We start from the raw sequence: 18,672 nt of genomic DNA, 5'->3' as shown, positions 1-18,672 counted from the left end.
CGGACGCACAGCAGCGGCCTATTCTTCCACGGCCGGGGGCCTGCGCCAAAATCGGCCGCCGGGCTCCGGGGCCCAGCCCAGGATGGACAGCGTCTCCCGGTCCTTCTTGTCGAAGGCGGCCGGGTCACAACGCTCGATCAGGTCCGGCCTGTTGAGTGCCGTACGCCGGAATGCCTCGTCCCTGCGCCAGCGCGCGATCTTCCCGTGGTGCCCGCTGACCAGCACGTCCGGAATGGCGCGACCACGCCACTCGGGCGGCTTGGTGTAGACGGGCCCTTCGAGGAGATTCGCCATCGCGCCGGGTGCGAAGGAGTCGTCGCGGTGCGACTCCGCGTTACCGAGGACACCGGGCAGCAGTCTCGCCACCGCCTCGGTGATCACCAGTACGGCGGCCTCGCCGCCGGCCAGGACGTAGTCGCCGATGGAGACCTCGTGGACCGGCATCCGGGTCGCGTACTCGTCGACGACCCGGCGGTCGATGCCCTCGTAGCGGGCGGGCGTGAAGATCAGCCAGGGGTTCCCGGAGAGCTCCACCGCGAGTTCCTGGGTGAAGGGGCGGCCGCTGGGGGTGGGCACGACCAGCGCGGGGCTGTGGGCGCCCGCCTCGTAGCCGCTCGCCAGCACGTCGTCCAGGGCGTCGCCCCACGGCTCGGTCTTCATGACCATGCCGGGGCCGCCGCCGTAGGGGGTGTCGTCGACCGTGTTGTGCCGGTCGTACGTCCACTCCCGCAGATCGTGGACCTGGACGTCGAGCCGTCCGCGGGCGCGTGCCTTGCCGACCAGTGAGACGTTCAGCGGTTCCAGGTACTCGGGGAAGATCGTGACGACGTCGAGCCGCATCAGTTCTCTTCCTCGGCAGCACGCGTCTCGGCATCGCGCGACGACGCGATCTCGGCCTCGCTGTCGTCGATCAGCCCGGGCGGCGGGTCGATGACGGCCCGCTGCTCCTCCAGGTCGATGCCGGTGACGATCTCCTCGACGAACGGGATCATCACCTCGCTGCCGTCCGGCCTCTCCACGATGAACAGGTCCTGCGACGGCAGATGGCTGATCTCGGTGATCCGGCCGATCTCGGTGCCGTCGGCGAGGACGACGTCGAGGTCCATCAGCTGGTGGTCGTAGTACTCGTCGGGGTCCTCGGGCATCTGCTCCGGGTCCACATCGGCGATCAGCAGGGTGTTGCGCAGGGCCTCGGCGGCGGTGCGGTCGCGTACGCCCTCGAAGCGCAGCAGCAGCCGGCCGCTGTGCACCCGGCCGGTCTCGATCGTCAGCGGCCCGACCGTGGCCGGCTCGGTGGCGAGGACGGCGCCGGGCCCGAGCCGCAGCTCCGGCTCGTCGGTGCGCACCTCGACGGTGACCTCGCCCTTGATGCCGTGGGCACGGCCGATCCGGGCGACTACCAACTGCACGTTGCACTCTCTCTTTCGTACGACCCGTACGACGACGGGCCGGGGACGGCTCGAAAGCCCTCCCCGGCCCGTGCCGGTGTTCCTCTGGTCAGCTGACCTGGTCCACGTCGACGAGGTCGACGCGGATGCCACGGCCGCCGATTGCGCCCACGACGGTACGCAGAGCGCGTGCGGTGCGGCCGTTGCGGCCGATCACCTTACCGAGGTCGTCGGGATGAACCCGGACCTCGAGCACACGTCCACGGCGCAGGTTGCGCGAAGCGACCTGCACATCGTCCGGGTTGTCGACGATGCCCTTCACGAGGTGCTCGAGAGCCTCCTCGAGCATGCTCAGGCCTCGGTCGACTCAGCGGCGGACGCCGACGAATCGGCGGTCTCAGCCGCCTCGTCCGCCTTCTTGTCGGACTTCTTCGCCTTCGGGGTGATGGCCTCACCCTTGGACTCGCCGCCCTCGATGCTCTTGGCGAACTCGTCGAACGCGGCGCGCTTGTCGGCCTTCGGCTCAGCGACCTTCAGCGGCGCCGGGGCCGGCAGGCCCTTGTGCTTCTGCCAGTCGCCGGTGAGCTTCAGGATCGCCATGACCGGCTCGGTCGGCTGGGCGCCGACGGACAGCCAGTACTGCGCGCGCTCGGAGTCGACCTCGATGCGCGAGGGGTTCTGCACCGGGTGGTACAGACCGATCTCCTCGATGGCCCGGCCGTCACGGCGGGTACGGGAGTCGGCGACGACAATGCGGTAGTGAGGCGAACGGATCTTGCCCAGACGCTTCAGCTTGATCTTGACTGCCACGGAAGTGGTGTCTCCTGGTCTTGACGTGGTTGGGCACAACGGGATGCCACGTGGGGTTGCGGTACTCGGGGTGCCCGATGGACGCGTCAGCCGGAGGAGAGAGGGGTCCTGTGCGACTGTCGAGTACAGCTAGCCATTGTGCCACACGCCGACGGCGCTCTTCCCCCCGGACCTGCACCGCCCCCGTCGGCGGCCGGTGCCGGGGGTCAGCTCGCCGCGGCGACCACTTCGGGGATACGGAAGGGCTTGCCGCAGCCACCGCAGACGATCGGGGCCTGGGCCAGGACGGACGGCACCACCCGGACGTTGCGACCGCAGTCGCAGACGGCCTTCACCCGCACACCGCCGCCCGAGGAGCCGTGCCGGGCGGCAGGTCCGCGGAAGGAGCGCTTGGTGTCGGAGGCGGTGGCGACCGTGTGCGCCTTGAGGGCGCGCTGCAGTCTCTCCATCGTGGGACGGTAGCGGCGCTTCGCCTCGGGGCTGAGCGCGACCAGGGAGAATCCGCTGCTGGGGTGCGGCTCCTCCACATGGTCGAGACCCATCTCCTCGGCGATCGCCAGGAATCGACGGTTGTGGTAGCGGCCGGCGCGTGAGGTGTCGCGGACACCTCGTGCGGCGGCGATGCCGTGGACCGCTTCGTGAAGCAGTCGCTCGAAGGAGAGCTCGGCGCCGCAGGCGGACGAGGACTCTCCGATCAGGGACTCGGGCGCGGCAAGATCCGGCAGTTCGGGGTGGTGCCGCTGAATGTCGGCCCACGCCTGTGCCAGCTCTGCGGCGAGAACAGGTGGTGTCGTGCTCACGTCGTGATAACGAGCCGGACGTCTCGCGGGTTCCATTACGGGGCATCCCAAATAATTTGCACGTACCCGTCAGTTGCCATTGATGCGTCCTGACGAGGGCGGGTGCGCTGATCTGCGGAGAAGCCTCGCAGCTCGCAACAAGGTGGTACGTAGCGGCTCGTACGCCCCAGCGCGTAGACGAGCGCTGCGCGCCGGGGGCGGCGGACCGGAGCCGGGCCGCGTGGCGCGGGACGCGCCGCCTCAGTAGGCCCGCGCGACGATCGCGACATTACCCGGCGCGTCGTCCGCGTCGGGAACCGACCCGTCCTCGGCGACGAGACAGCGCACCGACACCGACTGCTCGGCGAGCTTCGCCTCACCCTCCTGGCCCAGCGTCGCCCAGGGAATCCTGGCCCAGCCGCCGGCGGTGGCGGCCTCGGCGGCCTCGCCGATCCCGGTCACATCGGCGGTACGGGACTCGCGCCGTTCGCGGGATTCGCGCAGCAGCCGGGCCTGGTCCTCCTCCAGCAGCCCTGGCAGCAGTCCGGCCAGGTCGTCGATGCGGACCGGTTCCTTGCCTCCCGGAATCCGGCGGGCGAGCATCGCGGTGCCCTCCTCCAGGTCCCGCGGACCGATCTCGATACGCACCGGGACGCCCTTGAGCTCCCAGTCGACCGCGCGGCGGCCGAACGGCGTGTCCGTACGGTCGTCGACGTGGACGCGCAGACCGGCGGCCTTCAGCCGGTCGCCGATCTCGCGCACCTTGGCGACGGCCTCGTCGCCCTTGATGGCCATGACGACGACCTGGACGGCCGCGAGGCGCGGCGGGACGCGCAGTCCGTTGTCGTCGCCGTGGGACATGATCAGTCCGCCGACCATCCGGGTGGAGCTGCCCCAGGAGGTCTGCCAGACGAGCTCCTGCTTGCCGTCCTTGGACAGGTACTGGGTGTTGAAGGCCTTGGCGAAGTTGGTGCCGAGCTCATGGCTCGTGCCCATCTGAAGCGCCTTGCCGTCGCCCATCATCCCTTCCAGCGTCAGGGTGTTGACGGCTCCGGCGAACCGCTCACGGGCGGTCTTGCGGCCGAGGACGACGTCGATGCCGAGGACGTCGACCATGAAGGCCGCGTACACGTTCCTGTGGATGTGCGCGGCGTAGTCCCGGGCCTCCTCGTAGGTGGCATGGGCCGTGTGGCCCTCCTGCCAGAGGAATTCCGTCGTCCGCAGGAAGACCCGCGGGCGCATCTCCCAACGGACCACGTTCGCCCACTGGTTGATCAGCAGCGGCAGATCCCGGTAGCTCTGCACCCACTTCGAGAAGTAGTCGTTGATGATCGTCTCGGAGGTGGGGCGGACGACGACGGGCTCCTCGAGCTCCTTGCCGCCACCGTGCGTGACCACGGCGAGCTCGGGCGCGAAGCCCTCGACGTGCTCAGCCTCGCGAGTCAGGTAAGACTGGGGGATGAAGAGCGGGAAGTAGGCGTTCTGGGCACCCGCGTCCTTGATACGGGCATCCATCTCCTGCTGCATCCGCTCCCACAGGCCGTAGCCGTACGGCCGGATGACCATGGTGCCGCGCACCGGGCCGTTGTCCGCCAACTCGGCCTTGTTGATCAGGTCCTGGTACCAGCGAGGGAAGTCTTCAGCCTGGGGCGTGAGAACGGGTGCCTTTGCCATGGCGCGCATCGTACGGCGACACGGGTCCGTCCCGTGAATCGACCGGAGCCGGGGCGCACACGCGTGCGGGAAGCTCCGGGAACCCAAGCATTCCCCCCACGCCCCCTGGACGCGGGGACGCATGGGGAGTTCTCTGGCATACGGGGGATCGCACGGAAACACGGGGGCAGTCCAGTACTCGGCCACACACGGCGGATTGGGGCGCTTTCCATGACACCAACGCTCGTCCGACACCGACCCCGTACGGCGTCACCGACGCCCGCCGAGGCGTGCGCACGGGCCCGGGACTGGGCCGAAATCCAGGAACGGATGCTGGTGCCGCTGTACGAAGCGGTGTACTCACGACTGGAGGTCGGTTCACGGACCCGGCTGCTCGGCCTCGGCTGCGGCTCCGGTCTGGCCCTGCTGATCGCCGCTTCGCGCGGAGCGAGCGTGACGGGCGTCGACACGGACCGCGAGCGGCTCGCTCTGGCGAAGGAACGGATGACACCGTCCGCCGCCTCGACGCCGGGCGCGGGCCCGCCGGACGTCGACCTGGTGGACGGCGAGGTGCGGGACGCTGGTGCGGCCGGATCCCCGTACAACATGATCACGGCGTTCCAGCCGATCGGCTGTGCCGCCGGTGACACCGAGGGGCTCGGACCGGCGCTGGAAGAGGCCGTGGAGCTCGGCGAGCGCGGAAGCGCGGTGGTGCTCACCGGGTGGGGACCGCCGGAGCGCTGCGCCACGGCGGGCGTGCTGCGGGTGGCCGAGCGGCTGCGCGGCAGCGGCTGGCGGCCCGCGCGACGGGACGACCTGGAGGACGTGGCCTCGAAGGCGGGACTGAAACCGGACGGCTCGGGCCGGGTGGCGTGCCCCTTCGGGTACGCGGACCTGGACAGTGCGGTGCGGGGGCTGCTGTCGACGGGGCTCTACTCGGCGGCGGTGCGCGCCACCGACCTGGCGCAGGTCCGCAAGGAGATGGCGGAAGCGCTGCATCCCTACGTCCGCGGTGACGGGACGGTGTGGATGCCGAACGTCTTCCGCTATCTGATAACCCGGACCCCCTGAGACGCGGACCGTCCCTTCCGACGGGAGGGGACGGCCGGTCGCGCCTGCGAGGGTCGTGAGCGGGCCCACGCGCGGGTGCGGTGCCACGCGGATGCGGCGCGAGAGCACGCGAGGGGCCCACGGCCTGCCGGCCGTGGGCCCCTCGCGCCATGTGTGTGAGCCGTCAGCCCATGAACTTCTTGAACTCGTCCGGCAGTTCGAAGTCCTGGTCCTGACCGCCCGGGAGACCGAAGGCACCGCCCTGCGCGGCGGCCTGCTCGCGGCGGGCAGCGGCGGCCTCTTCTTCGGCCTTGCGCTTCATCGGGTTGCCGCTCTTGCGCTTGCCCTTTGCCTGCTTGATCTGCTTCTTCTGACGGCCGGGGCCGCCACCCGTGCCGGGCATCCCGGGCATGCCCGGCATCCCGCCGCCCTGGGCCATGCGCGACATCATCTTGCGGGCCTCGAAGAACCGCTCCACCAGGTTCTTCACGGCACTGACCTCGACACCGGAGCCCCTGGCGACACGGGCACGGCGTGAGCCGTTGATGATCGTCGGGTCCTGGCGCTCGGCCGGGGTCATCGACTTGATGATCGCGGCGGTACGGTCCACCTCGCGCTCGTCGATGTTGTTGATCTGGTCCTTCATCTGCCCCATGCCGGGCAGCATCCCGAGCAGCTTGGAGATGGAGCCCATCTTGCGGACCTGCTCCATCTGGGCCAGGAAGTCGTCGAGCGTGAAGTCCTTGCCCTTGCTGCTCGCCAGCTTGGAGGCCATTTTGGCGGCCTCTTCCTGGCTGAAGGTCTGCTCGGCCTTCTCGATCAGGCTGAGCACATCGCCCATGCCGAGGATGCGGGACGCCATGCGGTCCGGGTGGAACGCGTCGAACTCGTCCAGCTTCTCGCCGTTGGAGGCGAACATGATCTGGCGGCCGGTGACGTGCGCGATGGAGAGCGCCGCACCACCGCGGGCGTCACCGTCGAGCTTGGAGAGCACCACGCCGTCGAAGCCGACACCGTCGCGGAAGGCCTCGGCGGTGTTGACCGCGTCCTGACCGATCATGGCGTCGACGACGAAGAGGACCTCGTCGGGGCTGACGGCGTCGCGGATGTCCGCGGCCTGCTGCATCAGCTCCTGGTCGATGCCCAGACGGCCAGCGGTGTCGACGACGACCACGTCGTACTGCTTGGCCTTGGCGTGCTCGATGGAGTCCTTGGCGACCTTGACCGGGTCACCGACGCCGTTGCCGGGCTCCGGCGCGTAGACCGCGACGCCCGCGCGCTCGGCGACCACCGCGAGCTGGTTCACGGCGTTGGGCCGCTGGAGGTCACAGGCGACGAGCAGCGGAGAGTGGCCCTGCCCCTTGAGCCAGAGGCCGAGCTTTCCGGCGAGGGTGGTCTTACCGGCACCCTGGAGACCCGCGAGCATGATCACGGTCGGGGGCTGCTTGGCGAAGCGGAGCCGGCGGGTCTCGCCGCCGAGGATGCCGATGAGCTCCTCGTTGACGATCTTGATGACCTGCTGGCTGGGGTTCAGCGCCTTCGAGACTTCGGCGCCCATGGCCCGCTGCTTGACGTTCGCGATGAACGCACGGACCACGGGAAGGGCGACGTCCGCTTCGAGCAGCGCGATACGGATCTCGCGTGCTGCGGAGTCGATGTCCGCCTCGGACAGGCGGCCCCGACCGCGGAGTGTCTTGAACGTCGCACTGAGACGATCGGAAAGGGTATCGAACACGGTGGTCGCAGATCCTCGGGTCGGGGGCTGAGTCAGTCGCCCCCAGGGTATCCGGCCGCACAAATTGCGTTACCAGGCCCGTCAGGAGCTTTCCGGACACCGTTCAGCGCAGCGCCTGCTCCACCTCGCGTGCCACGTCGGCCGCGCTGGCGTCGGAGAGCATCGACCCGTCCGCGGCCGTGATGTAGACGGTGTCGACCGCGTTGGCGCCGAGGGTCGAGACATGGGCGCTGCGCACCCGCACGCCGGCCGTTTCCAGCGCGTGGCCGATGCGGTGCAACAGCCCGGGGGCGTCCTGGGCACGGACCTCGATCACGGTGGCGTGCCGGGAGGCCGCGGAGGCCACGGTCACCCGGGGCGGCGGGGCCTGCACTCCGCGGCGCCGCGGATAGGCGGCCTCGCGTTCGGCGAGCCGGGACGCGATGTCGAGCGAGCCGTCGAGGGCACGGACGAGGTCGGCCCGCAGCCGGGCGGCCTGCGGGAGCGAACCGAAGGCGGCGGCGACCCGCCAGTTCAGGACGAGGACGGACCCCGGCCCCACCTCGCTCGGCAGCTCGACGGCGCTCAGATCCGCCGCACGGACCGTGAGCCGGTGCAGGGCGAGGACTCCGGCGGCGGCGGGCAGCACTCGCGGCTGGTCGGGCAGGGCGATCAGCAGCTCCACACCGACCGGCTCGGGCTCGCCGTCATCCTCCCGCTCCCCCTGGGCGTGGTCGGCCTGTGCGTGCAGCGAGAGCACCGGGCCGCCGGTACGCAGCGCCTCGACCGCGAGCCGCTCCTGCTCCGCGCTGGGGGCGGTGGGCTCCGGCTCCTCGGGGGTCTCCCCCGCCAGGACGCCGGCGACCCGCTTGACCAGGTCGGTCACGAGCGAGCCGCGCCAGGTCGACCAGGCGGCCGGCCCGGTGGCCAGCGCGTCCGCCTCGGTCAGGGCGTGCAGCAGCTCCAGCGTGCCTGGGGACTTCACGACGGCAGCGACGGAGGCCACGGTCGCCGGGTCGTCCAGATCGCGCCGGGTGGCGGTCTCGATGAGCAGCAGATGATGACGGACGAGGGTGGCGATGACGGCGACGTCGGCACGGTCGAAGCCGATCCGGGTGGCGACGTCCTTGGCGATCGTCTCGCCCGCGACCGAGTGGTCACCCGGCCAGCCCTTGCCGATGTCGTGCAGCAGGGCGGCGACCAGCAGCAGGTCGGGGCGGTGGACGCGGCGGGTGAGCGCGGAGGCTTTGACGGCGGCCTCGACGAGGTGCCGGTCGACGGTCCAGGTGTGCACGGCGTTGCGCTGCGGCCGGCAGCGCACCCGCTCCCAGTCGGGCAGCAGCCGGGTGATCAGCCCTTCGGCCTCCAGGGCCTCCCAGACGGCGACGGTGGACTCACCGGCGCCGAGCAGGGTGACGAGCTCCTCGCGTGCCTCGGCGGGCCACGGCACGGGCAGCGGGCGGGTGGCGGCCGCGAGCCGCCGTACGGCGTGCAGGGAGAGCGGCAGCCCGTTCTGGGCGGCTGCCGCGGCGGCGCGCAGCGGCAGCACGGGGTCGCGTTCGGGCTTCACGGTGCGGGCGAGCACCACCTCGCCGTCGAACTCGACGACGCCCTCGGCCAGGGGGGTGCGCTCCGGCTCCGGCCGCCGGCCCGCGCCCAGCATGGCCCTCAGCCGGGGGCGTACGGACCGCGCCTTGAGGACGCGGTTCACCTCGCGCCAGGTGACGTCGGTGGCGTACGAGACGGTCCGGGCCGCCTCGTACACCTGTCGCAGCAGGGCGTCGGCGTCCAGCAGGCCGAGCTCGGCGGCGACCTGGTCCTGCTCCTGGAGGGCGAGGCGGTCGGTGGCCCGTCCGGTGACCAGGTGCAGAGCGTCCCGGGCGTCGAGCAGGGTCCGGCGCGCCTCGGCGAGGCCCTCACGCGGGGCGTCGGCGAGCCAGGATGCGGCGACGGCCCGCAGTGCGGTGGCGTCCCGCAGCCCGCCGCGCGCCTCCTTGAGGTCGGGCTCCAGCAGGAACTGCAACTCGCCGTGGCGCTCGGCCCGTTCCCGGCACAGCTCGTCCAGCTCGGGCAGCCGCTTGGTGGCCTGATTGCGCCAGTCGGCGAGCACGGTGGTGCGCAGCGCGGAGACCAGCCCCAGATCACCGGCGACCGGGCGGGCGTCCAGCAGCCCGAGCTGGACCTTCAGGTCCTCGCCCGCCGTCTTGCGCGCCTCGCCCGGGGTGCGTACGGAGTGGTCGAGGGCGAGCCCGAGGTCCCACACCGGGTACCAGATGCGGTCCGCGAGGGTGGCGATCGCGCCGGAGCCCGCGGAACCGTCGTGGAGCAGCAGCAGGTCGAGGTCGCTGCGCGGGGACAGCTCGCCCCGCCCGTAGCCGCCGACGGCCACGAGCGCCGCGCCGCGCACCCCGGCCTCCTCGCAGGCGGTGGTGAACAGCGCCGCCAGCCACCGGTCCGTGAGGCCGGCCAGCGCCGCACGGCGCGGCGGCCCGGACCGCTCCTTCTCGGTGAGAAGGCGCAGCCGGGCCGCCGCGTAGCCGCTGGGTCCCGAGTCTTCCGCGTCGGTCGTCACTTCGAGGCTCGTCACCCGGCAGCTCCCTTTCGTCCTACAGCGCGTCCGGGCCGCGTTCGCCCGTGCGCACCCGTACCGCCGTCTCGACGGGAACGCTCCACACCTTGCCGTCACCGATCTTGCCCGTACGGGCGGCCTTGACCACCACGTCGATGAGCTGTTCGGCCTCTTCGTCCTCGACCAGCACCTCGATGCGGATCTTCGGTACGAGGTCGACCGTGTACTCCGCACCCCGGTAGACCTCGGTGTGGCCGCGCTGGCGGCCGTATCCGCTGGCCTCGGTGACCGTGAGCCCCTGGACGCCGAAGGCCTGGAGGGCCTCCTTGATCTCGTCCAGCCGGTGCGGCTTCACGACTGCGGTGATGAGCTTCATGCGTCCACCTTCTTGTTCGGCGCTGCGGGAACGGCGTCACTCGGCGCGGGGGCTGCCTTGCGGGACCCGGCACCGCCGCCCGCTCCGCTGAAGTCATACGCGGTCTCCGCGTGCTCGTCCTGGTCGATGCCGGAGACCTCGACGTCCTCGTCGACCCGCATGCCCATCACCTTGTCGATGACGAAGGCGAGGAGTGCCGAGGCCACCAGAGAGTAGGCCAGGACCGCGAAGACTCCGGTGGCCTGCTTGCCGAGCTGGTCGAGTCCGCCGCCGTAGAACAGGCCCTTCGCGTCCGACTGCACTCCGCCGGTGGCGAAGAAGCCGACCAGCAGGGATCCGACGACACCGCCGACGAGGTGGACGCCGACGACGTCGAGGGAGTCGTCGTAGCCGAACCGGAACTTCAGGCCCACGGCCATGGCGCACAGCACACCGGCGATGGCACCCACCGCGATGGCGCCGAGCGGGCTGACGGCACCGCCGGAGGGCGTGATGGCGACAAGACCGGCGACCGCGCCGGAGGCGGCGCCGAGGGTGGTGAACGCGCCGTGGCGGATCTTCTCGTAGGCCAGCCAGGCGAGCATGGCGGCGGCGGTGGCGACCTGGGTGTTGACGAACATCACGGCGCCCACGCCGTCGTCGTTGCCGAGCCACGAGCCGGCGTTGAAGCCGAACCAGCCGAACCACAGGAGGCCGGCGCCCAGCATCACCAGCGGGAGGCTGTGCGGCCGCATCGGGTCCTTCTTGAAGCCGACCCGCTTACCGATGACGAGGATCACGCCGAGGGCCGCGGCACCCGCGTTGATGTGGACGGCGGTACCGCCGGCGAAGTCGATGACACCCATCTCGAAGAGCCAGCCGCCCGCGCCCCAGACCCAGTGGGCGACCGGGAAGTAGACCACGGTGACCCACAGGGTGATGAACAGCGCCCAGGCGGTGAACTTCACCCGGTCCGCGAGCGCACCGCTGATCAGCGCGGGGGTGATGATGGCGAACATCAGCTGGAACACGGCGAAGACGTACACCGGGATGGTGTAGCCGTCCCACAGCTCCGTGAGGCCGAGGCCGCTCAGGCCCAGGTAGTCGGACGACCAGCCGATGAGGGAGCCGTGGTCGGTGCCGAAGGCGAGGCTGAATCCGTACAGGACCCAGAGGATGGTCACGATGCCCAGGCTGATGAAGCTCATCATGAGCATGTTCAGCGTGGACTTGACGCGGACCATGCCTCCGTAGAAGAAGGCCAGGGCCGGCGTCATCAGCATCACGAGGGCGGAGCAGATGAGCATGAAGCCGGTGTTGGCGGCAGACAGCGTGGGTGCGTCTGCGGCAAGCGTCGAGATGCCTGGAGGCATCGGCGTCTCCTCGTCGTCGGTGCGGCGGCGGGTGCCGGGAAACTTCCGGAGCCTGAGCGGTTCGGGCGAGCCGGTTATGCGCCATGAGGTTGGCGCAGCGCGGTTTCCGACGATGCCGCACGATGTTTCGCCGTGGTGACGAAGAGGTCCGGCGTGTTACGCGGTCATGAACCGACGGCTCACAGATGTGGGCCGGGCGTATCCTCTGCGCACATCACGGACCGGCCGCGGCGGTCACCCGATTGACCTGGCACGGGGGAGCCGAGTCGGGCTGTCGGGGTGATCGCCGCGGCCGGAGTACAAGGGGACGCGGGTCCGGGTGTCGGGGGCGCGGCCCTCAGACGGCCTCCGCGGTCTCGGGCAGCTGCGAGGTCAGCAGGTCGGTGAGGTGGACGACCTCGGGCACGTCGCCGAAGTCGCGGGCGGCGGTGTCCACGGTCTTGCGGAGCCGGGTGTTGACCCGCTCGGAACGGACCCGCCGGGCGACGGTGAGGGCCTGGGACGCGAGGGCCGTCGACTGCTCGGGCTCCCTCTTGAGCAGATGGACCGTCGCCATGCCGATCAGATTCAGTGCGTACGACCGCTGGTGCTCGTCGTCCTTGCCGAAGAGGTCGACGGCGCGCTCCATGACCGGCTCGGCGAGGGAGGCGTACGTGGGGCTGCGGCCGGCCACATAGGCCAGGTCGCGGTAGGAATGGGCGTTCTCGCCGTTGAGCTCGGCCTCGGAGAAGAACCGGATCCAGTCGGGCTCGGGCTCGCCGTCGATGCCGGCGTCGGAGAAGGTGTCCTCGGCCATCCGGACGGCTCGCTTGCACTTGCTGGGCTGGCCCATGTTGGCGTACGCGCGGGCCTCCATCGCATACAGCATGGCCTGGGTGCGCGGGGTGGCGCAGTCACGGCTGCCGTACTGGGCGAGATGGACGAGTTCCAGCGCGTCGTCGGGCCGCCCCAGGTGGATCATCTGGCGGCTCATCGACGACAGAATGTACGAACCGAGCGGCTTGTCGCCCGCCTCCTTGGCGGCGTGCAGCGCCAGCACGAAGTACTTCTGCGCGGTGGGCTGGAGGCCCACGTCGTAGCTCATCCAGCCGGCGAGTTCGGCGAGTTCCGCCGCGCAGACGAACAGACGCCGGGAGGTCTCCTGCGGCTGCGGTTCCTGGAGCAGGTCGGTGACCTCGTGCAGCTGGCCGACGACCGCCTTGCGGCGCAGCCCCCCGCCGCACTGGGCGTCCCACTGGCGGAACATCGCGGTGGTGGATTCGAGCAGATCCAGCTCGGGACCGGAGAGCCGGGAGCCCCTGCGCCCGCCGGCAGCCGGCTCGGGCGCGCCCTGCTCGGAGGCGGGCGAGGGCACCAGCCAGCGCTGCATGGGCTCGACGAGGGCGGGTCCCGCAGCCAGTGCCAGCGATGTCCCGAGGAAGCCGCGCCGCGCCAGCATCAGGTCGCTGCGCGAGAACTCGCTGAGCAGGGCGACGGTCTGCGGGCCCGCCCAGGGAAGGTCCACGCCGGACACCGAGGGTGACTGGTGCGCGGAGCGGAGACCGAGGTCCTCGATCGCCACGACGCTGCCGAAGCGCTCCGAGAACAGTTCCGACAGGATCCGCGGAATCGGCTCGCGCGGCTGCTCGCCGTCGAGCCAGCGCCGCACCCGCGAGGTGTCGGTGCTGATGTGGTGGGCGCCCATCTGCCGCGCCCGGCGGTTGACTTGGCGTGCCAGCTCGCCCTTGGACCAACCGCTGCGCACGAACCACGAACTCAACTGCTCGTTCGGGCGCTTGCCGGTATTCGTACCGGCGCCGCTGCCGTCCACTGGAACGCCCCCATCCACTGATGCCCTGTCGCGCGAACCCCTACCAGAATGCCGCGAGTTGCGGCTCTCCGTACGGTGGATGCACTCCTTCGAACGGGAAGCCGAGTTGCCCCCGGCATACCCGTGAGTGCACACACCTCCAGGGTTCGTGCACTGAACGTAATCCTACGATCACCCGCTCAGCGAGTGGGATTGCAGAAACGCCACCATTCGCCACCCCTTCGAATGAACTCCCTTGCGGTCAGGCGCGATTCACTTGACACGGGACGATCGAGAGGGAGCGGAGCGATGTGCGCAGGGGCGCGCGGCCCGGTCCGCACCACTCCTCGCACCACAGTGCGCCGCCGGAGCTTCATCGTTTGCGACGCTGTGTAACGAGGAGACTTCAGGTCGTAACCACCGGCGAGCGCAACCCGTTGGAGGGGGCATGGGCTTCACTATCGGCGGCATGCGGGACATCCGGTCCGGCTCACGACGTCGCGGCCGCACCACGGAGTGCACCGTGGTGGCGGAGTACACCGGCTTGTGGGGCTGGGCCGTCGTGCCGGGGGCGCGGGCCGCGGCCGGCGACTGCTCGTGCGGCGTCCCGGACTGTACGTCTCCCGGGGCCCATCCCCTGGGGTACGCACCCGAGATCCCGGCCGGCGCGACGCTGGACGATGTCACCAAGTCGTGGGCCGAGGTACCGGGCGCGGCCGTGCTGCTGCCCGTCGGCCGCACCTTCGACATCCTGGACGTCGCGGCATCGGCGGGCCGGCGCGCGCTGGTGCGTCTGGAGCGGATGGGACTTCCGCTGGGCCCGGTCTCGGCGACTCCGGACGGGCGCTGCCAGTTCTTCGTGGCGCCGGGCGCCGCCGCCGAACTTCCGCACCTGCTCTACCGGATGGGCTGGGACGACGCCGGGCTCGATCTGCACTGTCTGGGTCCGGGCAGCCACATCACCGCGCCGCCCTCCGACCACGCGGGCCTCGGACCGGTCAGCTGGCTGCGGGCGCCCTCGCTGGACACCGCCATGGCGCCGCCGCAGGCGCGGCTGCTGCTGGGCACGCTGGCGTACATCTGCCACCGCTCGGCGGCCTGAGCTCCACGGGCGACGCGCGCATGACGGCCCGCGGGGCGACGGACGCACGAGGGCGGGGCCGGAATATCCGGCCCCGCCCTCGTGCGTGTGCGGTCCGGGGCTCGCCCCGGCCCTTCCTCACTCCCCGATGAGCGCGTCGACGAACGCCTCCGGTTCGAACGGCGCCAGGTCGTCGGCGCCCTCGCCGAGACCCACCAGCTTGACCGGCACGCCCAGCTCACGCTGGACCGCGATGACGATGCCGCCCTTGGCGGTGCCGTCGAGCTTGGTCAGCACGATGCCGGTGATGTCCACGACCTCCGCGAACACCCGCGCCTGCACCAGACCGTTCTGACCGGTCGTGGCGTCGAGGACCAGCAGGATCTCGTCCAGCGGGCCGTGCTTCTCGACGACGCGCTTGACCTTGCCGAGCTCGTCCATCAGGCCGGTCTTGGTGTGCAGCCGGCCCGCCGTGTCGATGAGCACCACGTCGGCGCCCTCGGCGATGCCTTCCTTCACGGCGTCGAACGCGATCGAGGCCGGGTCGCCGCCCTCGGGTCCGCGCACGGTGCGGGCGCCGACGCGCTCGCCCCACGTCTGGAGCTGGTCGGCCGCCGCCGCACGGAAGGTGTCCGCGGCGCCGAGGACGACCGAGCGGCCGTCGGCGACGAGCACCCGGGCGAGCTTGCCGGTCGTGGTGGTCTTACCAGTGCCGTTGACACCGACGACCATGACGACGCCGGGGGTGTCCAGGCCGCTCTCGGTCTTGACCGCGCGGTCGACGTCGGTGCCGATGAGCGCCAGCAGCTCCTCGCGGAGCAGGTTGCGCAGATCGTCCGGCGTACGCGTGCCGAGCACCCTGACCCGCTCGCGCAGCCGCTCGACGAGCTCCTGGGTCGGTGCCACACCGACGTCGGCGGTGAGCAGCGTGTCCTCGATCTCCTCCCAGGTCTCCTCGTCGAGGTGCTCGCGGGACAGGAGCGTGAGCAGCCCCTTGCCGAGCGAGTTCTGCGAGCGGGCGAGGCGGGCGCGCAGCCGGACGAGCCGGCCGGCGGTGGGCTCCGGGATCTCGATCGCGGGGGCGGGGGGCTCGGCGACGACCGGGTCCTCGACGGCGACCGGCGTGTCGGCGGCCTCCTCGGCCGACGGGAGGTCGACCTCCTCGATGGTCCGGCGTGGCTCGTCCCGCGGTGTCTCCGCCTCGTCGCCGACATGCGGCTCGGCGGGCGGAGCGGTGATGGTCGGCGTGCTCGACGGCGCGGAGGGCGGCAGCTGCTTCTTCTTGCGGCTGCTGACCACGAGACCGCTGATGGCGCCGAGAGCGACCAGGGCGATGACTACAGCAAGGATGACGATTTCCATAACCCACCCAGTATCGGCCACGACCCTCGGGCCGCGGCGGCGTCGCACGGTCCTTCGGGGACCTCGGACTGTATTTGGACCTTTTGGGGGGTACAGACGATGCTGGTGACTCCGGTTTTCCGCCGGCGCCGGCACCGTCCCGGAGTCCCCCACCCTCTTCCCGGAGCTCCCCCATGCCCCACGCCTCCGAAGCCGAAGGCGCGACAGAGAGCGCGGTCGAGACGCGCGGTCTCGAACCCGTCCCCGACGGGGAGCGCACAGGCCACGTGCGCGAACTGTTCCCCACCTGGGTCGCCGCCAACATCAGTGTGCTGTTGCTCACGATGGGCGCGGGGCTGGTGGTGTTCAACGGTCTGAACTTCTGGCAGGTCCTGGTCGTCGCGATCGCGGCCCCCGTCGTCTCGTACGGCATGGTCGGCCTGATATCCGTGGCGGGCAAGCGGGGCGGCTCCCCCGGCATGGCCCTGTCCCGCGCGGTCTTCGGGCAGCGCGGGAATCTGCTGCCGGGCTCGCTGATCTGGGTCGCGCGCTGGGGCTGGGAGACGATCAACGCGGTGACCGGCGCCTATGCCGTACTGACCGTGCTGGATCTGCTCTTCGGCATACGCAGCAACACCACGCTGATCGTCGTGACGCTGCTGCTCTTCGTCGCCTGCACCTTCCTCGTCTCGGGGCTGGGCATCAACGCCCTGCGGCGGTGCAGCACCTGGTCGACCTATCTCTTCGGCGCCTTCAGCGTGCTCGTCCTGGTCCATCTGGTCGCGGGCACGGACTGGTCGGCTGTCTTCGACAAGCCCGCCGGGTCGACGGCGATGATGGTCGCCGGCATCGGCACGATCGCGGCGGGCGGGATCAGCTGGGTCCCCTCGGGCCCGGACTTCACCCGCTATCTGCCGCGGACCGCGTCCAGCCGCGCGGTGGTCGGCTCGACGATCGGCGGCGCCGGCATCGTCGTCCTGCCGATGGTGCTGATGGGCGCCGTGATGGCGGTCTCGACTCCGGACCTGGCGAGCGCCAGCGACCCGGTCGCGTTCATCGGCGAGATCCTGCCGCTCTGGCTCGCCGTGCCCTATCTGCTGATCGCCCTGGTCGGCATGCTGCTGATCAACTCCATGTCCATGTACTCGGCGGGCTTCACCGCGCAGACCCTGGGCATCCGGGTCCCGCGCGCCTGGGCCGTCAGCGTGAACGCGGTCATCAGCCTCGTCCTCGGCTTCCTGCTGATGGTCGTGGCGACCAGCTTCACCGGTTCGTTCATCTCGTTCCTGACGCTGCTGGCAGTGGCGTTCTCCGCGTGGATCGGTGTCTTCGGCGTGGACATGCTGCGCCGGAAGGAGTACGACGGCGCGGCCCTGATGGACACCACGCGCACCAGCGCCTACTGGTACCGGGGCGGTTTCGCCTGGCAGGCAACGGCTTCCTGGGCCGTCGCGCTGCTGGTGGGCTTGCTGTTCACACAGGTCGACTGGTTCTCGGGGCCGCTCGCCTCGTCGTGGCTCGGCGAGAACGGCCTCGGCTGGGGAGTGACGATCGTCGTGGCGGCGGCGCTCTACGCGGTGCTGCCCCGGACCGGGACCCCGGCCGCGGTGAGCACGAAGCCGGCGGAGGCCGAGCCCGTACGCGAGTCGGTCTGACCCCGGCGGTGCCACTGAGCCCCGCTTCTCCCCCGCCACCGGAAGCCCGGCCGGTCCGGACCCTGGGAATCTGACACCACGTCAGCTAACGTCCACCCTCGCCAGGTTCACAACCGGTGGAGGGGGACGTCCCCATGGCCTTCACAGTGGCCCGCTTCAATCTCGTCGATCCCGGCGCGACACCCGAGACGCTCGCGGCCCGTTACCGCGCGGCGCTGGAGATGGCCGCGTACGCCGACGACCGCGGTATCGACACCATCCAGACCGAGGAGCACCACGGCGCGGTCAACAACTGGCTGCCCTCCCCCTTCGTGTTCGCCGGGGCGGTGCTCGGCGCCACGAGCCGTATCGCGGTCACCGTCTCCGCGATCATCGGCCCGCTCTACGATCCGCTGCGGCTGGCCGAGGACATCGCGGTGCTCGATCTGATCGGGCGCGGCCGGCTGGTCACCGTCGCCGGCATCGGCTACCGGCCGGAGGAGTACGAGCAGCTGGGAGCCGACTGGAGCCGGCGCGGCGCGCTTCAGGACGAACTGCTGGAGACGCTGCTGACGGCCTGGAAGGGCGAGCCGTTCGACTACCGCGGCCGTACGGTCCAGGTCACCCCGCGTCCGTACACCCAGCCGCATCCCCTGCTGCTGGTCGGCGGCTCCTCGAAGGCGGCCGCGCGGCGGGCGGCCCGTCTCGGGCTGCCGTTCTTCCCGAGCGCGCATCTGCCCGAACTGGAGGCGTACTACCAGGAACTGCGCACGCAGTACGGCACGGACGGCTTCTGCATGATGCCCGCGGAGAAGACCCCGCTGCTGCATCTGTCCGAGGAGCCCGACCGCACCTGGGCGGAGTTCGGCGAGCACTTCCTGCACGAGGCGCGGACCTATGCCTCCTGGCAGTCCGCGGACATCCGCTCGGCGGTGCGGTCGAAGGCGACGACGGTCGAGGAACTGCGCGCCGAAGGGGTGTACCGGGTCGTCACGCCCGAGGAGTGCGTGGGGCTCGGGGCCGACAGTCTGGTCCTGCATCCGCTGTGCGGCGGGATGCCGCTGGACGAGGGATGGCGTTCGCTCCAGCTCTTCGCCGAGCAGGTGATCCCCCGGCTGACCGCCTCGTGAGGCACG

General features: G+C 70.8%; 16 protein-coding genes. 4 read left to right on the top strand and 12 right to left on the bottom strand.

The window, feature by feature from the left end:
* Nucleotides 1-18: 18 nt before the first annotated feature.
* The 6 genes from trmD to proS all read right to left on the bottom strand — a co-directional run bounded on the left by trmD (nucleotide 19) and on the right by proS (nucleotide 4,651).
* Nucleotides 19-840, bottom strand: a complete 822-nt coding sequence (gene trmD, locus ACFWU3_RS12175) for a tRNA (guanosine(37)-N1)-methyltransferase TrmD (protein WP_384434958.1) — start codon at nucleotides 838-840, stop codon at nucleotides 19-21.
* Complete coding sequence (gene rimM, locus ACFWU3_RS12170) at nucleotides 840-1,409, bottom strand: ribosome maturation factor RimM (protein WP_384434955.1); 570 nt, start codon at nucleotides 1,407-1,409, stop codon at nucleotides 840-842. Before rimM ends, trmD begins: the two co-directional genes overlap by 1 nt.
* A gap of 88 nt (nucleotides 1,410-1,497) precedes the next feature.
* Nucleotides 1,498-1,737 carry an RNA-binding protein gene (locus ACFWU3_RS12165; protein WP_003958958.1) on the bottom strand — a complete coding sequence of 80 codons (240 nt, stop codon included), beginning with the start codon at nucleotides 1,735-1,737 and terminating at the stop codon, nucleotides 1,498-1,500.
* 2 nt (nucleotides 1,738-1,739) lie between these two features.
* Nucleotides 1,740-2,198, bottom strand: coding sequence for a 30S ribosomal protein S16 (gene rpsP, locus ACFWU3_RS12160; RefSeq protein WP_384434952.1), 459 nt, complete (start codon nucleotides 2,196-2,198; stop codon nucleotides 1,740-1,742).
* 206 nt (nucleotides 2,199-2,404) lie between these two features.
* The gene (locus tag ACFWU3_RS12155) at nucleotides 2,405-2,998 is read right to left on the bottom strand and encodes a hypothetical protein (protein WP_313943844.1); all 594 of its coding nucleotides are present in this window, start codon (nucleotides 2,996-2,998) and stop codon (nucleotides 2,405-2,407) included.
* A gap of 240 nt (nucleotides 2,999-3,238) precedes the next feature.
* Nucleotides 3,239-4,651 (bottom strand): proline--tRNA ligase, encoded by a 1,413-nt coding sequence (gene proS, locus ACFWU3_RS12150; RefSeq protein WP_384434948.1) that lies wholly within the window; start codon nucleotides 4,649-4,651, stop codon nucleotides 3,239-3,241.
* Nucleotides 4,652-4,861: 210 nt separating this feature from the next.
* Here proS and ACFWU3_RS12145 point away from each other — a divergent pair, with 210 nt between their 5' ends.
* Nucleotides 4,862-5,701 carry a methyltransferase domain-containing protein gene (locus ACFWU3_RS12145; protein ID WP_384434945.1) on the top strand — a complete coding sequence of 280 codons (840 nt, stop codon included), beginning with the start codon at nucleotides 4,862-4,864 and terminating at the stop codon, nucleotides 5,699-5,701.
* Between the two features lie 163 nt (nucleotides 5,702-5,864).
* Here the strand turns inward: ACFWU3_RS12145 and ffh are convergent, their stop codons facing one another.
* From ffh to ACFWU3_RS12120, 5 genes are all read right to left on the bottom strand, one after another.
* Entirely contained in the window at nucleotides 5,865-7,415 is a 1,551-nt protein-coding gene (gene ffh / locus ACFWU3_RS12140) for a signal recognition particle protein (RefSeq protein WP_327679770.1), read from the bottom strand.
* 103 nt (nucleotides 7,416-7,518) lie between these two features.
* Nucleotides 7,519-9,981: a [protein-PII] uridylyltransferase gene (locus tag ACFWU3_RS12135; RefSeq protein ID WP_384434942.1), complete on the bottom strand. Its 2,463-nt coding sequence runs from the start codon at nucleotides 9,979-9,981 to the stop codon at nucleotides 7,519-7,521.
* Nucleotides 9,982-10,000: 19 nt separating this feature from the next.
* On the bottom strand, nucleotides 10,001-10,339 hold the full coding sequence (locus ACFWU3_RS12130) for a P-II family nitrogen regulator (RefSeq protein WP_313943849.1): 339 nt from the start codon (nucleotides 10,337-10,339) through the stop codon (nucleotides 10,001-10,003).
* On the bottom strand, nucleotides 10,336-11,691 hold the full coding sequence (locus tag ACFWU3_RS12125) for an ammonium transporter (RefSeq protein ID WP_384434938.1): 1,356 nt from the start codon (nucleotides 11,689-11,691) through the stop codon (nucleotides 10,336-10,338). Before ACFWU3_RS12125 ends, ACFWU3_RS12130 begins: the two co-directional genes overlap by 4 nt.
* A 337-nt stretch (nucleotides 11,692-12,028) precedes the next feature.
* A complete protein-coding gene (locus tag ACFWU3_RS12120) occupies nucleotides 12,029-13,501 on the bottom strand; it encodes a hypothetical protein (RefSeq protein WP_384434935.1) in 1,473 nt (490 codons plus the stop codon).
* A gap of 427 nt (nucleotides 13,502-13,928) precedes the next feature.
* On the opposite strand from ACFWU3_RS12120, the gene ACFWU3_RS12115 reads away from it, so the two are divergent.
* Nucleotides 13,929-14,582, top strand: a complete 654-nt coding sequence (locus ACFWU3_RS12115; protein WP_384434932.1) for a bifunctional DNA primase/polymerase — start codon at nucleotides 13,929-13,931, stop codon at nucleotides 14,580-14,582.
* A gap of 117 nt (nucleotides 14,583-14,699) precedes the next feature.
* On the opposite strand, the gene ftsY is transcribed toward ACFWU3_RS12115, so the two are convergent.
* Nucleotides 14,700-15,923: a signal recognition particle-docking protein FtsY gene (gene ftsY / locus ACFWU3_RS12110; RefSeq protein WP_313943853.1), complete on the bottom strand. Its 1,224-nt coding sequence runs from the start codon at nucleotides 15,921-15,923 to the stop codon at nucleotides 14,700-14,702.
* A gap of 173 nt (nucleotides 15,924-16,096) precedes the next feature.
* Between ftsY and ACFWU3_RS12105 the strand changes: the two genes are divergently transcribed.
* Complete coding sequence (locus ACFWU3_RS12105) at nucleotides 16,097-17,557, top strand: cytosine permease (protein ID WP_384434929.1); 1,461 nt, start codon at nucleotides 16,097-16,099, stop codon at nucleotides 17,555-17,557.
* Between the two features lie 134 nt (nucleotides 17,558-17,691).
* Nucleotides 17,692-18,666 (top strand): LLM class flavin-dependent oxidoreductase, encoded by a 975-nt coding sequence (locus ACFWU3_RS12100; RefSeq protein ID WP_384434926.1) that lies wholly within the window; start codon nucleotides 17,692-17,694, stop codon nucleotides 18,664-18,666.
* The last annotated feature ends 6 nt before the right edge of the window (nucleotides 18,667-18,672 follow it).

Source organism: Streptomyces sp. NPDC058685, from assembly GCF_042714725.1.
Taxonomy (GTDB): Bacteria; Actinomycetota; Actinomycetes; order Streptomycetales; family Streptomycetaceae; genus Streptomyces.
Note: the sequence above shows the minus strand (reverse complement) of the source record. Positions and strands in the feature narration are given on the sequence as shown.

Coding starts and splice junctions, on each gene's coding strand:
- trmD (WP_384434958.1), bottom strand. CDS start 840: ATGCGGCTCGACGTCGTCACGATCTTCCCCGAGTACCTGGAACCGCTG.
- ACFWU3_RS12165 (WP_003958958.1), bottom strand. CDS start 1,737: ATGCTCGAGGAGGCTCTCGAGCACCTCGTGAAGGGCATCGTCGACAAC.
- proS (WP_384434948.1), bottom strand. CDS start 4,651: ATGGCAAAGGCACCCGTTCTCACGCCCCAGGCTGAAGACTTCCCTCGC.
- ACFWU3_RS12145 (WP_384434945.1), top strand. CDS start 4,862: ATGACACCAACGCTCGTCCGACACCGACCCCGTACGGCGTCACCGACG.
- ACFWU3_RS12130 (WP_313943849.1), bottom strand. CDS start 10,339: ATGAAGCTCATCACCGCAGTCGTGAAGCCGCACCGGCTGGACGAGATC.
- ACFWU3_RS12125 (WP_384434938.1), bottom strand. CDS start 11,691: ATGCCTCCAGGCATCTCGACGCTTGCCGCAGACGCACCCACGCTGTCT.
- ACFWU3_RS12115 (WP_384434932.1), top strand. CDS start 13,929: ATGGGCTTCACTATCGGCGGCATGCGGGACATCCGGTCCGGCTCACGA.
- ftsY (WP_313943853.1), bottom strand. CDS start 15,923: ATGGAAATCGTCATCCTTGCTGTAGTCATCGCCCTGGTCGCTCTCGGC.
- ACFWU3_RS12105 (WP_384434929.1), top strand. CDS start 16,097: ATGCCCCACGCCTCCGAAGCCGAAGGCGCGACAGAGAGCGCGGTCGAG.
- ACFWU3_RS12100 (WP_384434926.1), top strand. CDS start 17,692: ATGGCCTTCACAGTGGCCCGCTTCAATCTCGTCGATCCCGGCGCGACA.